The 14,798-nt window shown below is 63.5% G+C and carries 13 protein-coding genes and 1 other RNA gene; 5 read left to right on the top strand and 9 right to left on the bottom strand.

The genetic code is table 11. The features are described 5' to 3' along the window. Nucleotides 1-88 precede the first annotated feature (88 nt). From QRM89_RS17070 to QRM89_RS17050, 5 genes are all read right to left on the bottom strand, one after another. The gene (locus tag QRM89_RS17070) at nucleotides 89-343 is read right to left on the bottom strand and encodes a hypothetical protein (protein WP_259174155.1); all 255 of its coding nucleotides are present in this window, start codon (nucleotides 341-343) and stop codon (nucleotides 89-91) included. Next, nucleotides 340-1,677 carry a TFIIB-type zinc ribbon-containing protein gene (locus QRM89_RS17065; RefSeq protein ID WP_285448543.1) on the bottom strand — a complete coding sequence of 446 codons (1,338 nt, stop codon included), beginning with the start codon at nucleotides 1,675-1,677 and terminating at the stop codon, nucleotides 340-342. The genes QRM89_RS17070 and QRM89_RS17065 overlap by 4 nt, the downstream gene beginning before the upstream one ends. 15 nt (nucleotides 1,678-1,692) lie before the next feature. Continuing rightward, nucleotides 1,693-2,835, bottom strand: coding sequence for an SPFH domain-containing protein (locus tag QRM89_RS17060; RefSeq protein ID WP_285448542.1), 1,143 nt, complete (start codon nucleotides 2,833-2,835; stop codon nucleotides 1,693-1,695). Nucleotides 2,836-3,033: 198 nt separating this feature from the next. Further along, on the bottom strand, nucleotides 3,034-3,309 hold the full coding sequence (locus tag QRM89_RS17055; RefSeq protein WP_228422935.1) for a hypothetical protein: 276 nt from the start codon (nucleotides 3,307-3,309) through the stop codon (nucleotides 3,034-3,036). A gap of 131 nt (nucleotides 3,310-3,440) precedes the next feature. Beyond that, the gene (locus QRM89_RS17050) at nucleotides 3,441-3,866 is read right to left on the bottom strand and encodes a YqaA family protein (protein ID WP_274348933.1); all 426 of its coding nucleotides are present in this window, start codon (nucleotides 3,864-3,866) and stop codon (nucleotides 3,441-3,443) included. Nucleotides 3,867-4,157: 291 nt separating this feature from the next. Between QRM89_RS17050 and QRM89_RS17045 the strand changes: the two genes are divergently transcribed. Continuing rightward, a complete protein-coding gene (locus tag QRM89_RS17045) occupies nucleotides 4,158-6,206 on the top strand; it encodes a TonB-dependent receptor (RefSeq protein ID WP_285448541.1) in 2,049 nt (682 codons plus the stop codon). Between the two features lie 252 nt (nucleotides 6,207-6,458). Here the strand turns inward: QRM89_RS17045 and QRM89_RS17040 are convergent, their stop codons facing one another. Beyond that, nucleotides 6,459-8,567 carry a methyl-accepting chemotaxis protein gene (locus tag QRM89_RS17040; protein WP_285448540.1) on the bottom strand — a complete coding sequence of 703 codons (2,109 nt, stop codon included), beginning with the start codon at nucleotides 8,565-8,567 and terminating at the stop codon, nucleotides 6,459-6,461. Between the two features lie 349 nt (nucleotides 8,568-8,916). Here QRM89_RS17040 and QRM89_RS17035 point away from each other — a divergent pair, with 349 nt between their 5' ends. Continuing rightward, a complete protein-coding gene (locus QRM89_RS17035; RefSeq protein WP_228439042.1) occupies nucleotides 8,917-9,225 on the top strand; it encodes a hypothetical protein in 309 nt (102 codons plus the stop codon). A gap of 70 nt (nucleotides 9,226-9,295) precedes the next feature. On the opposite strand, the gene QRM89_RS17030 is transcribed toward QRM89_RS17035, so the two are convergent. Both QRM89_RS17030 and QRM89_RS17025 read right to left on the bottom strand, forming a co-directional pair. Beyond that, nucleotides 9,296-9,370, bottom strand: a non-coding RNA gene (locus QRM89_RS17030) — sX9 sRNA. Nucleotides 9,371-9,638: 268 nt separating this feature from the next. Then, nucleotides 9,639-10,394, bottom strand: a complete 756-nt coding sequence (locus QRM89_RS17025; protein WP_115573011.1) for an SDR family NAD(P)-dependent oxidoreductase — start codon at nucleotides 10,392-10,394, stop codon at nucleotides 9,639-9,641. A 112-nt stretch (nucleotides 10,395-10,506) separates the two neighbouring features. On the opposite strand from QRM89_RS17025, the gene QRM89_RS17020 reads away from it, so the two are divergent. Next, nucleotides 10,507-11,091: a TetR/AcrR family transcriptional regulator gene (locus QRM89_RS17020; protein WP_164497973.1), complete on the top strand. Its 585-nt coding sequence runs from the start codon at nucleotides 10,507-10,509 to the stop codon at nucleotides 11,089-11,091. A 41-nt stretch (nucleotides 11,092-11,132) separates the two neighbouring features. Here QRM89_RS17020 and QRM89_RS17015 read toward each other — a convergent pair whose 3' ends face one another. Beyond that, on the bottom strand, nucleotides 11,133-12,050 hold the full coding sequence (locus QRM89_RS17015) for a LysR family transcriptional regulator (RefSeq protein ID WP_285448539.1): 918 nt from the start codon (nucleotides 12,048-12,050) through the stop codon (nucleotides 11,133-11,135). 153 nt (nucleotides 12,051-12,203) lie between these two features. On the opposite strand from QRM89_RS17015, the gene dctA reads away from it, so the two are divergent. Both dctA and QRM89_RS17005 read left to right on the top strand, forming a co-directional pair. Beyond that, nucleotides 12,204-13,529, top strand: a complete 1,326-nt coding sequence (dctA, locus tag QRM89_RS17010) for a C4-dicarboxylate transporter DctA (protein WP_285448538.1) — start codon at nucleotides 12,204-12,206, stop codon at nucleotides 13,527-13,529. 23 nt (nucleotides 13,530-13,552) lie between these two features. After that, nucleotides 13,553-14,716, top strand: coding sequence for a mandelate racemase/muconate lactonizing enzyme family protein (locus tag QRM89_RS17005; protein WP_115573012.1), 1,164 nt, complete (start codon nucleotides 13,553-13,555; stop codon nucleotides 14,714-14,716). Nucleotides 14,717-14,798 lie beyond the last annotated feature (82 nt).

Here is a 14,798-nt window from a genome sequence, read left to right as displayed (position 1 = left end):
CCGCGCACAGTCCCGGCCGACCGCACGGCGCCATAACGCATTCAAGCTCGGGGGCAGGTCGGTGCGTGCGGCATACCAATTCAAGGCGTTATTGCGACGTATCGCGCCGCACACGCGTGCGATACGCCGCCACATTGTTGCCATCGATCTGCTTGCGCTGCGTTCCGGTGATGGTGTCGATCTTGATGTCCGAACACGTCACCGGTTTGGCCTCGACCAGCGTCTCTCGCTCGAAGGCATGTGATTGCCCTGTGTTGCGGTAGTACTGATACAAGACCCAGTACAGCGTGCTTGCACCGATCGGCCCGGCCAGCAACACCAGCAGCCCTACATTGTCGCTCATGCGATCACCGCCAGAAACCACAGTGCGGCCGCTTCGATCACGGTACCGGTGACCAGCGCGGCAAGCAGCAGTTTCCATTGCTGCACCGGCACGCTGCCCATGGTTTCACCGGTGCGGCCATTCACTGCGATGTAGTGCAGCAGACCGCCGTTGCGGCCAGGCTGATGATAGGAATACAGCCAGACCGGCAGGTACATCGACACCCAGCGTGTGCCGTGCACTTCGAGCTGTTCCCGCTCCCAACGCACACCACGGTCGTAGCGGCTGACCGAGCGTTCCACCTGTGCGCGCGCGATCGACAGCAACTGGTCTTCCAGCCGTGGCCGTAGCTGCTCGATATTGCTGTCGCGCCGCTCCGAACTGAAGCCAGCCAGATACGACGCGTTCCACTGCACCGCATTTTTTGTGTCGAACGGCAGGATGGTGTTGATGATGTTGTTGGTCGTGACCCGGCTATCGAGATTGCCACGCTCGGAAGACGATTCCAGTGGCAGATCGTCCACGGTGAATTCCACCTGCCGTTTCACCGCGTAGATGTCCGCATCGTAATAGGTCTTCTTGTTCTTCTCGGTGCCCTGGGTGTATGTGCGCGTGGTGATTTCGCCCACGCCGCTCACGCTGGCGCTCACGTTGCCATCGACGATCATGTAAGGCAGATAGACGCCCACCACGTTCTCCGGGGTGAACTGTTGCTTGAAGGCCTTCAGTGCAAACAGGCGGCGCTTGCCGACGAACTGGCGGATACGCGCCACCGCGTCCTGCTTGTCGATATGAAAGGGCAGTACGGCATCGGGCACCGCGCCATTGGCCACCTGTTCGTTGACGCCGAACACGTGCCGGCACCAGTGGCATCGCGCGGTCATCGCGCTATCGGTATTGATGGTGACTTCCGCGCCGCAGCCGCTGCATTTGAAGCTCATCAGGTTGTCGGCATCGGCCTGGATGTTGCGCGCACCCGAGGCGATGACCGTCCCGCGCAACTCGGTCAGGCCAGCGCCGAATCCATGCGCTTCCTCGACCCGCGCGCCATCCCAGGTGTGGCGGCAGTACTGGCACACCAGCAGGTCAGTGCCGAGCTTGGGGCGGATATCGGTGGCGCCACATTTGGGGCACCGGTTGAGGCCATCCTTTAATTCGGCCGCGGCGGTGTCGATGGCGAGCGGGTCGGGCGCCTGCAGTTCGGCGCGGATCGGCGCGAGCAGGGTGGCCGGGTCGATGGCCATCTGTCCCGGTAACGGCGGCACGTCCTGCGGCGACCCTGGGCCATGCGCTGCAGGCGGCAGCGGCGGTGGCTGCAACGGTGGCAGCGGCGGCGGAATACTGGAGCTGGACATGGGCGGGCCTGCGACTTACAAGCCCAACGCCTTGGCCTTGGCGGCGTCGTAATCGCTCTGTGTGATCAGCCCGAGGTCCAGCATTTCCTTGGCCTTCGTCAACGTCGCCACCGGGTCTTGCGCTGGGGGTGCTGCCGGTTGCTGCAGATTACCGACACCGCCCAGCATGCCGGTCGCCATGCCAACGCCAACCAGCCCGGCCGCGCCGCCGTGTTCGCCGGCCGATTGCAGGCCCTGCGCCGCACTCGCCTGCAGATTGGCATTGCCGCGCGCGCCGCTGAGCGCATCGGCACGCTGCACGGTCTTGAGCAGTTCGCGCGTGTTGGCGTCGTATTCGATCGACACAATCGCGGTCTTGACGATGGCCAGGCCGCGATCGGACTGCCATTGATACGCCTGTTCCACCGCAGCGGAGAGGCTCTTGGCAAAGCCGAGCGCATCCTGCTGCAGCCGGGTGATGCGATTGCCCTTGGCGGTATCGTTGGTGTACAGGCTGAAAGCCGGCGCAAGCGCGCTCACCACTTCGTTGAACAACTGGCCGGCGGCCGCATTGTCCAGATCGGTGAAGTCGAACACCTGGCCGGGCTGCAGATAGCTGGCCGGCACGAAGTTCTTCACGAACAGGATCGGGTCGACGATCTTCAGCGTGTATGAGCCGCGCGTCACCGCGCCGACCTGCGTGCCCAGGAAGCCGTCGTCCCAGTAGATCTCCGATTGCGTGCCGAACCGGTTGTCGGGCAGCTCCTTCAGCGCCACAAAGAAGGCGGCCTGCTGCGTCCCAGGCTGGCCACCGAACTTGAACCGCTCCCAGCTCTGCCGGATCAACGGCGACACCAGGCCGTCGCCGGCAAACAGCGATTGCGCGTTGACATCGTCCGAGCGCCACTCGTAACCGCCGGCTTCGGCGACAAACGCGGTGATGGCGCCGTCTTGCAACAGCAGCAACCCATAGCCCTCCGGGACAACGATCCTGGAGCCATTGCTGATGACGTTGGAAGATGCACCGGTGTTGGCGCCACGTCCGGCATTACTGCCGCGCGGCACCGCGGCAAACACGGCAGCCGTTGCAGGCAGGCCCGCCGGCACGGTGTAGAAATCTTTCCACTGGTCGGCAAGAACGCCACCCACTGCACCTGCAACCGCCTGCACAAGACCCATGACAACTCCTTGTAATGCGCGGCAGGCACGGCGCCCCGCGTGATCGCGGCACTATATCAGCAGCGGGCAGGGCGCCCGGCCGATCAGGCGGCGACGCAACGGTCGTGACATTGCGCGAGCGTCAAACGAAAAAACCCCGCCGTAGCGGGGTTCTCGTTGGCAGTGCCAGGCTTGCGCCGGCAGGTCAGCGCGACATGCTCAGGGCACGTCGCATTTGAGTTTTCCATCCACGTAATACGGCTTTGGAACGTCAGGGTTGGTGCTGGTCTTTTCGAAGACCACCTCGAACGACGCCATGTCTGGCGTACCTTTGCGTCCCTTGCATGCGTCCTGCAGTTTTTGCTTTACCGCGGTAATACCGGCGTCGCGATTGGCGCCGTCGGCGCTGTTGGTCAGGTTCACAACCTCGGCCGATGCGTGCGCGCTCAGGCCCAGCATTGCCCCGGCCAATACCAGCATGTGTAGTTTGTGCATAACGTCTCCTGATGCAGTGTCCGTGAATGCGTTGCACCGCTTGTCCAACGCCGCGCCAGCATAAGGCGGCAGGGTGAAGGCGTTGTGCGGATGGGCCGGCTTGGCGCTTACGCGCGCACGGGCAATACGCGTCAGCGTGCGAGCCCCACAGTGGCCCAGGCCAACACCGCATAGCGCGTGGTCTTGGCCACAGTGACCAGCATGAGAAACACACTCAGGCGTTCGCGCATGACACCGGCGGCAAGCGTCAGCGGGTCGCCGATGATCGGCATCCAGCTCAATAGCAGCGACCACTTGCCGTACCTGCCGTACCAGGCTTGTGCACGCAGCAAGGCAGACGGCTTGATGGGAAACCAGCGCCGGCCCTGAAAGCGCGTTATCTCGCGCCCGATCCACCAGTTGATCAGCGACCCGAGCACATTTCCCGCGCTTGCAGCGGCGACCAGGCCCCACACCGAACCGCCATCCAGCAGCAACGCCACCAACGCCGCCTCGGACTGTGCCGGCAGCAAGGTGGCTGCAATCAGCGCCAGTGCAAAGAGCGAGAGATAGGTCATGACGCTTGGGGAAGGGCGGGTGACGTAGGTGGTGCTGGGGTGTGGATGCTAGCAAGCCGTGCAGGGGAGGCCGCTGCATACGGCAAGGCGTAGCACCTGCGCATGCGTAGGCGGCTGATCCGGGTTCTGCTGATGCAGGGCGATACGCGAGTGGCAACGCGTGAGTGGCGAGTATGCGGCGCACTTCGGTCATGCGCGGAGCTGCAGGTGTCCAGCGCGCCTGGGCGCCAATCCAATTACGTTATAATATATCGATACAGCAACGGTGCGCAGGTCGAAGGTCGAACGTAGATGAGAATCAAGGTATTGGTGCCCGCCATGCTGGCGGCGGCGTTTGCAAACGATGCGCGCGCCGAGTCAGACGACTCGGCGGTCACGATGGGCAGTGTGGATGTGCGGCAGGGCGGGCGCGGCCAGCTCGCCGCCAATCGGGTCCTGACCTCGGTGGATGTGCTGGGCGGTGACCAGGTCGAAAACAAGAACGTCATGAACAGCTGGGAGCTGCTCGGGCAGATGCCGGGCATCCAGCTGACCGAAACGCGCCAGGGCACCGAATCCGGCAAGGCCACGTTCCGCGCCTTCAACGGCGAGGGCTACATCAACGGCATCAAGATCCTGATCGACGGCGTGCCCAGCAACGTCAACAGCGGCAATCAACGCTTCATCGACATGGTGTTCCCGCTTGAGATCGACTACATCGAAGTGGTGCGCGGCACCAACGATCCGCGTTACGGGCTGCACAACATTGGCGGCAACATCAATTTCGGCACCCGCCAGGGTGGCAACTACACCGACGGCCGGCTGACCTATGGCAGCTTCGACACCCGCGAAGCGCAGCTGGCCGTCGGCCGTGAGGCAGACGGGTTCGCACAGAACTACTTCGTCGGCGTGCAGGACTCCAATGGCTACCGCGACCACGACACCTCGCAGAAGTATTCGCTGGGCGGCAAATGGTTTGTTGGCAGCGAAGCGGATACCGCAAAGCTTGGCCTGGTCGCGCGCGTGTATCACCATGAAGCCGACGAACCCGGGTTCATGACCGCCGAAGAACTGGCCACCGATCGCACCGCCTCGGCAGCCAAGAACGCCAACGATGGTGCGGACCGCGACATGCGCCATCTCGGCGTGCATCTGGACCTGCGGCTCAGCGACACCCTGCACTTCAACAACAAGCTGTACTACAACAGCTACGAAGAAACCCGGCGCGTGACATTCACCAGTTTCCCCACCGGCAATGCCCCGCGGCAACAACGCGAATGGGACGAAAAGCAGACCGGCATGCTGAGCACCATCACCTGGCGGCAGAGCGAGCTGCTGACCCTGGAGGGTGGGGCGAATGTCGAGCACCAAGACAATGGCTACCGCCGCCTGCGCTTCGCCTACAGCGTGCCGACCGACTTCAACGCCCCACCGGCACGCGTGCAGAACGACGACCGCTACACGCTGGAGAACGTCGGCGCCTACGTGCAGGCCGTGCTGACGCCCACCGCGGCGCTGAAGATCGTGCCGGCGTTCCGTGTGGACCGCTTCAGCGGCGACACGCGCCTTCCTGGTGGCGTGACAGCACCGTTGCAGCACACCGGATGGATCGAGCAACCCAAGCTCAGCGTGGTGTATTCGTTCAACCCGGGCCTGCATGTCTATGCCAACTGGGGCAAGACCTTCCAGGTGCTCACCGGCTCGACCGCGCCTGCGTATCTCACCGCCGGCCAGGAGACGTTTCGCCCATCGATCAACACCGGGCAGGAAGTGGGCATCAAATTCACGCCGGCCGCCGGCACCGAGGCGCGTCTGGCCATCTGGCAACAGGATGCGACCGACGAAGTGGCCAACATGCCGGCCACAGGCACCACGGTGGGCTTGGGCGAAACCCGACGACGGGGTGTCGACCTGCAGGTGTCCTCGCACCTGGGCGAGCACTGGGTGCTGTGGGCATCGCATGCGTATCAAGAGGCCAAGGTCATCAGCGCCTTCACCACCGCCGGCGATGCGCTGGCCGGCAATGAGGTCATCGCCACGCCGCGTTACATCAGCAACATCGGCGCGGACTACCGCCCGAACGCGCAGTGGACCTTCGGCGTGCAAGGCCGGATGCAGGGCGATTACTACATCGAAGAGCACAACACGCAAGGCAAGTTCGGCGGCTTTGCGTTGGTGGACATGAGCGCACGCTACCAGCTGTCCGAACGGATCAGCCTCGACCTGCAGGTGAGGAACCTGTTCGGCCGCGAGTACGCCTACACCTGGTACGACAACTTCTTCTGGGGCGGCAACGATCAACCGATGTTCTCACCGGCACCGGGGCGCACCACGTTCCTGTCGTTCAACGTCAAGCTGTGATCGGCGCGTTTGACGGTGCCCGAGCACCGTCACGCCAAGGCGATCGGTGGAGCTGCGGCGCACAGACTGCTTGTGCAGCTGTGCGGTCCGGCGCGGGGATCACTCTCTCAACTTCTTCGGCTGATGCAGTAATCACCCAGCGCCCTTGCCACGCGCACAATGTCACCGGACGCGACGCGATCTGACTGTCTAATGCGCCGTGCCGGCGCCGCCCACCGCTGAGACAGATGACGGCAACCAGCGCATGTGGCCTCAGTGCAGCGCGGCAACCTTGAATACGTCAACCGCCTGCACCAGCTGCGCGGACTGCTGCTCCAGCGAACGCGCGGCGGCGTTGGCGGCTTCCACCAGGGCGACGTTCTGCTGCGTGGTCTCGTCCATTTGGGTGATGGTCTGGTTCACCTGCTCGATGCCGCTGGCCTGTTCCTGCGACGCTGCGGCGATCTGGCCCATGATGTCGGTGACATGCTGCACGCTATCCACGATGCCGGCCATCGTGGCGCCTGCCTTGTGCACCAGCACTGCGCCTTCGGCCACTTGCTGGACCGAATGCGCGATCAGGGTCTTGATTTCCTTCGCTGCATCCGACGACCGGTGCGAGAGGGTGCGCACCTCTGATGCCACCACTGCAAAACCGCGGCCTTGCTCGCCGGCGCGTGCGGCTTCCACGGCAGCATTCAAGGCCAGGATGTTGGTCTGGAACGCAATGCCGTCGATCACCGACACGATGTCTGCGATCCGCCTGGATGAGACTTCAATACCCGACATCGTCTCCACCACCTGGCTGACCACATCGCGGCCTTCCGACGCAACGGTGGCCGCGCCCAGCGCAAGCGCATTGGCACGACGGGCGTTGTCGGCGTTCTGTTTGACGGTGGAGGTCAGCTCTTCCATCGACGCTGCGGTCTCTTCGAGGTTGGCGGCCTGCTGCGCGCTGCGGCTGGCCAGCGCCTGATTGCCGGCGGTGATGTCCTCGGCGGCGAAACCGATGTTGTTGGAACTCTCCTGGATGCCGGCAACGATTTCGGTGAGCCGCGCCACGGTGCTGTTGGCATCGTCGCGCATCAGGGCGAACACGCCCTGGAAGTTGCCGTGCATGCGAACCGTCAGATCGCCCTGGGCAATGGCGCGCAGCAATGCCGAGAACCTGGACAGCGTGGTATCGGAGGTGGACATCATGGTGTTGAGGTTGTCTACCATGCGCGCAAATGCATGCTCGAATCGGTCAGCCTGGCCGCGGCGGCTGAAGTTGCCCGCACAAGCGGCCTCGGTGAGTTCCTGGATCTGCACATTGATCGCATGCAGGTTCTGCTTGGCCTGCGACATCGTGGCGGTGATGGCAGCCTTCTCGCCGGGATACTGCTCGATGTCTTGCGCAAGATCACCAACCGCGTAGCGCCCCATGACCTCGGTCATGCGCAGCTGCGTGCGCACATGCGCATCGACCAGCGCATTGGTGTCCTGCACCATGTGCCCGTAGTCGCCGGGAAACCGCTCCGCATCGGTGCGATAGCTGATCGCGCCTGCGTCGTGGCGCGAGGCCATCTCGCGCTGGGCGGAAATCACGGCCTGCAGGCGCGCCTGCATCTGTTGCATCGCACGCAGCAACTGGCCAGATTCGTCCGCGCCTGCCGCCACATCGCGGCTGCTCAGATCGCCCGCGCTGATGCGCTCGGCCAGCCCAAGCGCCTGACGTAATGGCAGCACCACGCTGCGCGTCAGCAGCAAGGCAATGGCCGCGCCCAGCAGCAGGGCAACGACGGTCGACACCACCATGAGCATGGCGAAGCCGCGCGCCGTGGCAACGGCTTCTTCGGCCGCCTCACGGTTCTTGGCTTCCTGCAGGTCGATGAAGGCATTGATGCTGGCAAGCCAGTCGATGAAGGCCGGGCGCGCCTGCTTCAACAGGTCTTCTTCCGCATGCAGGCGGTCGCCCGCATCGCGCAGCAAGCGTACCTGGGCGATCAGCGGCATGGAGCGCTGCTCGATCGCCTTGATCGACTGCAGGATGTCCTTCTCTTTCTGGTCCGACGAGGTCGCCAGCAATGCATCCAGCGGCTGCGCCGAGCGGGCGTAGTCGGCGGCGAGCTTGTCGATGGCGTGCTCGGCAGCCTGACGGTCTGCGGTGGTGTCCATCAGCACCACGTCGCGCAGGGCGATGGCACGGTCGTGCACACTGCCGCGGAAGTTGATCGCGTAGCGTTGCTTGACGCTGTTGACGTCATTGATTTGCGTCAGCCGTTGGTCAATTGCGCGTACGCGCTGGATGCCCACCACCGTGAGCATCACCATCAGCACGATCAACGCCAGAAAGCCGAGCGCGAGGCGTTGGCCGATCCGCAGGTTTGAGAAGAAGGACATAGGTTCGATCGATGCGGGGGAGGGCCCATGCCATGCACGGGAGGCGGAACACGATCGCTGTCCGCCCGACGGGGCGCACCGGGCTAGCGAACTCGACCAGTCAGTTAGCGGCGATGGGGGCCTTGGCTGAACCCGCCGCCTAATCGCGTTTAGTTCTCGTTTGCTTTGGCAGCGGCCGGGCGAGCCTGCTGCGACAGACTCCCGGCTGTCGGCGGCGGTTCGTTACGCACCAGCCAGCGCGTCGCTTCGCTGAAGCGCGCGGCATAGCTCAGCCCAGGCCCCGGATAGGCGCCAGTTGCCCAGGGCGTGGCTCACGGCGCCGCGACGCAGCAATTGTGATGATGGCGGGATGAACAGTGGGAACCAGATCACAGCACGCACCGTCAGCATCGGCCCGATGGGCTCTGCCGACGCAGGCCAGGAAGTCACCGTCCACCTCTCGGCAGTGCCCGGCCCACGTTGGCAAGCCTGCTTCAATTTTCTCTTGCAGGGGCGCGATGTACCGCTGCTGCGCGATCACGTGATGTTTGACGGCGCATCTTTCAGCGGCTGGGCGCTGCCGGGGAGGACGGAAGCGTTCCGCGAGGAACTGCCGCGGTTGCTGGCGTCCACCGGTGCGCTTGCGCACGCGCAAGCACTCAAGGATGCGGCGCGCTGATCGCAAGCCGCATGTGACTGGCAGTGGAGCGCCACGCAGCGTGTAGTTCGCCTAATACCAGCCTAAGAGCGGCTAACAACACGTAGCGCGCAGCCGTCAGGTAGGTGCGGACGGCGCGGAGGAACCGGAGTGTACCGGGGTACATGCCGATTCCGAGCAGCGGCCGCGCCGGCCTGGCGGCTGCGCAGTCGTTTTGATAGCTGCTCTAAGTAAAGCAACCTCACCCGAGGCTAGCGAGCAAGGGTTCACGCGCACCGGGCCAGAAGGCAGGGTCAATGCGAGCTGCCTACGCGTGACTGGCGCGCGGAACCTCCACGAGCAGGTGCGGCGCGGGTGCGCAAAACGCCGAGCCCGGCACGAACCCGGGCTCCACGCTGTCACGACAACGAGCGATCAACTGCAGGCGTAGCGGCTCAGTCCAGCGTCTTCACTGCCGACAACATCCCCAGCATTTCATCGTATTTGCCATTGGCCTGCGCATACCGCAGATACTTGGCACGTTCCACGATGATTTCGTTCGGCGTGGTGTCTGCGTGCAACAGCGCCAGCGCTTCGTCCAGGAACTCGTCCAGCGGCATGGCGTGTTCGTCGTTGCCTTGGCCGAACAGCTTGGTGCGCACGCCAGGCGGCGCCAATTCGATCACCTGCACCGAGGTCTCGGCCAATTGCACGCGCAAGCTTTCGGTGAACGAATGCACCGCGGCCTTGGTGGCGCTGTAGGTCATCGCAATCGGGAAGGGGACGAAGGCCAACGCCGAGCTGACGTTGATGAGGACGCTGTCCGTGTTCCTGACCAGCTGCGGCAGGAACGCATAACTCATGCGGATCGTACCGAGCAGGTTGATGGCCACTGCGTCTTCGGCCGCCTTCAACGATGCAGGCGTGAGCACGTTGTCGGCCGGCATGATGCCGGCGTTGTTGATGACGACATTCAACGCGGGGTAACGCTCGGCCACCAGCTGGCTGGCCTTGACGATGGCCTCTGCGTCGGCCACGTCGAGCTCGATTGCCTCCAGCCCAGGATGTTCGGCCGTGATCTGGTCCAGCAGCGCTTTCTGGCGGCCAGACACGATGACGGTGTTGCCCGCTTGCTGGAGCCGCAGCGCCAGGCCCAGGCCGATCCCGGAGGTAGCGCCAGTGATGAGAATCGTATTGCCGGTGGTCTTCACGGATATCTCCTGATACGGATAGGCTAGAATCGAAACGGACAGTCATCCGCTTATCGCCAGACAGTGGCGGACAACTGTCCGTTTGTCAATGCATATTTGAACAAGGAGCAACGTGGAAAAGCCGAAGCGGTCCGATGCAGTGCAGAACCGGGAGCGCATCCTGTCCGTGGCGCTGGCCGAACTGGTGCGCGCAGCCGATGTTCCTTTGAGCGCGATTGCCAAGAAGGCCGGCGTGGGGCAGGGCACGTTCTATCGCCATTTCCCGACCCGCGAAGCGCTGGTCATCGAGGTCTACCGGCACGAGATGTTGCAGGTCACCGGGGCGGCCGCGCAGTTGCTCAAGACCCTGCCGCCGGAGCGGGCACTGCGCGAGTGGATGAACCGCCTGGCCGAATACGCCATCACCAAGGCCGGCCTGGCCGGCGCGCTGCGCGAGTTTGCGAACGTGAAAGAGCGTGCCGGCAACGAAGGCTACGCACCGGTGATTGCCGCGGCGCAAATGCTGCTCGATGCCAATGAGGCTGCCGGCACGATCCGGCCGGGCGTCACCGCCGACAAGTTCTTTCTGGCGACTGCGGGCATCTGGCAAATCGATGTGACCGAAGACTGGCAGCCAAGACTGAACTGGCTGATGGACACGGTCATGGACGGCTTGTGCGCAGGCGCCCCAGCACGGGCTGCCGCCAACGCACGCTGATCTTGCAGCGTGCTTGCAGTACGCACGCCGCGCGAGCGCGGCTAGCTCTTCAGCTTGCCCTGCTTGAGCTTTTCCCACATGTCTTCGGCCTGCCGCGATAACGGCCCGGTGTGCCGGATCAGGCAGATGTCCATGGCGATATCCCAGTCCGCCTGTAGCGGCGCAGCATCCACCAGCCGCCCCTGCTCGAGGTCGTCGGTCACCAGCGTGCGCGGCAGCCAGGCGATGCCGCCTCCCGCGCGGCACATGGCCAGCAGGGTTGCGGCAAGGTCGGAGGTGAGCGCGGGCGTCAGGCGCGCTTCGACCGCGTTGAATGCCGGATGCCCCGCAAGAATGCGGCCCAGGCCGGAGTCTGCGCTGTAAGACAGCAGTGGCAGCGCATCGCTTGAATCAAGCGGCCAACGTGGGCGTGCGTCATCGCTGCCCATGGGCGCACTGAAGGGTTGCAGCACATCGCTTCCGATCACCACCTGCTCGAACTGGCCAGGATCCAGCCCCAGCTGCAGACGCGGGTGACGATGGCACAGCATGAACTGCGCTGCGCCCTGCAGCATCAGTTTTTCGCAGGCGCGCAACGTATCGGAGATCAGCTGGAACGCGCCGATGCCGGTGTTCGATTCAATGCGCCGGACAAAGGACGGAAAGAACGTGAACGACAGGACGTGCGTTGCAAGGAAGGCCAGCGCCGGCGTGTGCCGCCCGGCCACCTCCAATGCTTCCTGCCGGGCCGCATACAGTGCTGCGGTAAGCCCGGAGGCCTTGCGGATGAATGCCTCGCCAGCCGGCGTCAACACCACTTCCTTGCGTGAGCGAAGAAACAGCGGCGTGCCCAACCACTCTTCAAGGGCGTGAATGCGCCGGCTGAAGGCGGGCTGCGTGACGAAGCGGCGCTTGGCGGCGCGCGAAAAATTCAGCGTGTCAGCCAACGCCACGCAGTCTTCGAGCCAGGTCAATTCCATGATGCCGATTGTGCATCAAGCGCCCAAAAAAGGCATTGGCCGCACCCGGCAACGCGCTCTTACTCTCTGACGCAGGCTTGCAGCACGTCACTCAGCACATGCTGCGGCAAACGAGATTCTTGATGCGTGGCATGTCGACGGGAGCGGGCGATCATGCAGAAACAAACGGGTCTTACAGGGTTGCTGCGGCAACTCTATGTACAGGTGTTGATCGCCATCGTGATTGGCGGGCTGGTGGGCTATTTCTGGCCGCATGTGGGCGTCGTGCTGCAGCCGGTCGCAGAAGGCTTCATCAAGCTGATCAAGATGCTGCTGGCGCCGATCATCTTCGGCACTGTTGTGGTCGGGATCGCCAAGATGGGCAGCGTCAGGGAGGTCGGCAAGACCGGTCTCAAGGCGCTGATCTATTTCGAGGTTGTCTCCACATTGGCGCTTGCGATCGGCCTGGTGGTAGTGAACCTCATCAAGCCGGGCGAGGGCATGAACATCGATGCCGGCACCATCGACAGCAGCGCCGTCGGGCAGTATGTGGCGCGTGCAAAAGACGATGCAGGGATGGTGGAGTTCATACTGAACATCATCCCCACCACGCTGGTGGATGCGTTTGCCAAAGGCAACATGCTGCAGGTGATCCTGGTGTCGGTGCTGTTTGCCATCGGCCTGCTGCAGCTAGGCGAGCGGGGCAAGCCCTTGGTCGATCTCATCGATAACGGGCTGCAGGCGTTGTTCCGGATGATCAACATGGTGATGCGTCTGGCGCCGTTGGGCGCAGGTGCCGGCATTGCCTTCACGATTGGCAAGTACGGCCTGGCAACTTTGTGGTCGCTCGGGCACCTGATGCTTGCCGTGTATGTGACCTCGGCGCTGTTCGTCTTTATCGTGTTGGGCGCCATCGCACGCTGGGCGGGTTTTCCGCTGCTGCAGCTGCTGCGCTTCATCAAGGACGAAATCCTCGTCACCTTCGGCACCTGCTCCACCGAAGCGGTGTTGCCGCGCATGATGATGAAGCTTGAACTTGCCGGGGTGCGTAAATCCACGGTCGGCCTGGTGCTGCCCACCGGCTACACCTTCAATGCCGACGGCACCTGCATCTACCTGACCATGGCGGCGATCTTTGTCGCGCAGGCCACCAATACACCGCTGCCGGTCTACCAGCAGATTGCACTGCTCGGGGTGTTGTTGCTCACCTCCAAAGGCTCTGCGGGTGTTGCCGGCGCAGGCTTTGTTGCGTTGGCGGCGACGCTGTCCACCATCGATACCGTGCCGGTTGCCGGGCTGGTGCTGTTACTGGGTGTGGACCGTTTCATGAACGAGGCGAGGGCGGTGGTCAACCTCATCGGCAACAGCGTCGCCACGCTGGCGATTGCGAAGTGGGACGGCGCACTCGACCTCGCGCAGACCCAGGACATCATCCGCCGACAAAAGAACGGCGAGCCGCTGCCCACCGCATCGCCGTCCACAGATGCATCACTGACTTGAATCCACCACAAGGAGCCTCTCCAATGCGCATCATCGATGTTGTCGAAGTGACCAAGCCGATCGCCTCGCCGATCCGTAACGCCTATATCGACTTTTCCAAGATGACCGCGAGTCTGGTCGCGGTGGTTACCGATCAGGTCCGCGACGGTCGCCGGGTTGTCGGGTACGGCTTCAACTCCAACGGACGTTACGGGCAGGGCGGATTGATCCGCGAGCGCTTCCGCGACCGCATCCTCGAGGCGGACGGTGCCTCGCTGTGTAACGACGCGGGCGACAACCTGGACCCTTCCAAGATCTGGACGGCGATGATGTCCAACGAAAAGCCCGGCGGGCACGGTGAGCGCTCGGTGGCGGTGGGCACGCTGGACATGGCGATCTGGGACGCCACCGCCAAGATCGCTGGCATGCCGCTGTTTCGTTACCTTGCGCAGATGAAGGGCAGGGAGGCCAACCCGCGCGTCTTCGTCTATGCCGCCGGTGGCTACTACTACCCGGGCAAGGACAACAGCGCCTTGCGCAAGGAAATGCGCGGCTATCTGGATCGCGGCTACAACGTGGTCAAGATGAAGATCGGTGGCGCTTCCATCGACGAGGATCGCGCCCGCATCGAGTCCGTGCTGGAAGAAATCGGCAGCCAGGCACGCCTGGCCGTCGATGCCAATGGCCGCTTCGATCTGGAGACCGGGATTGCCTACGCCAAGATGCTGCGGGATTACCCGTTATTCTGGTACGAAGAAGTCGGCGACCCGCTCGACTATGCGCTGCAGGCTGCATTGAGCGAGTTTTATCCCGGCCCGATGGCTACCGGTGAAAACCTGTTCTCGCACCAGGATGCACGCAACTTGCTGCGCTATGGCGGCATGCGCCCGGATCGTGATTACCTGCAATTCGATTGCGCGCTCTCGTACGGGCTGGTCGAATACCTGCGCACGCTCGACGTGCTGCATCAGTTCGGCTGGTCGCCGTCTCGCTGCATTCCGCATGGTGGCCACCAGATGTCGCTCAACATCGCGGCAGGCCTGGGACTGGGCGGCAATGAAAGCTATCCGGATCTGTTCCAGCCCTATGGCGGCTTCCCGGATGGCGTACAGGTGCAGGATGGCCACATCTTGATGCCGGAACTGCCGGGCATTGGTTTCGAGGGCAAGTCGGATCTGATCAAGGTGATGCGCGAGCTTGCCGAGTAACGCTGCCGCGTGATGCGCGTGTGCTCGGTGAGTCGCCAGCAGGTCATATGCAGGGCTGACCCAGCGAGTTCAGCATAGAGGC

This window comes from Xanthomonas sp. LMC-A-07 (assembly GCF_030208825.1).
GTDB lineage: Bacteria > Pseudomonadota > Gammaproteobacteria > Xanthomonadales > Xanthomonadaceae > Xanthomonas > Xanthomonas campestris.
Note: the sequence above shows the minus strand (reverse complement) of the source record. Positions and strands in the feature narration are given on the sequence as shown.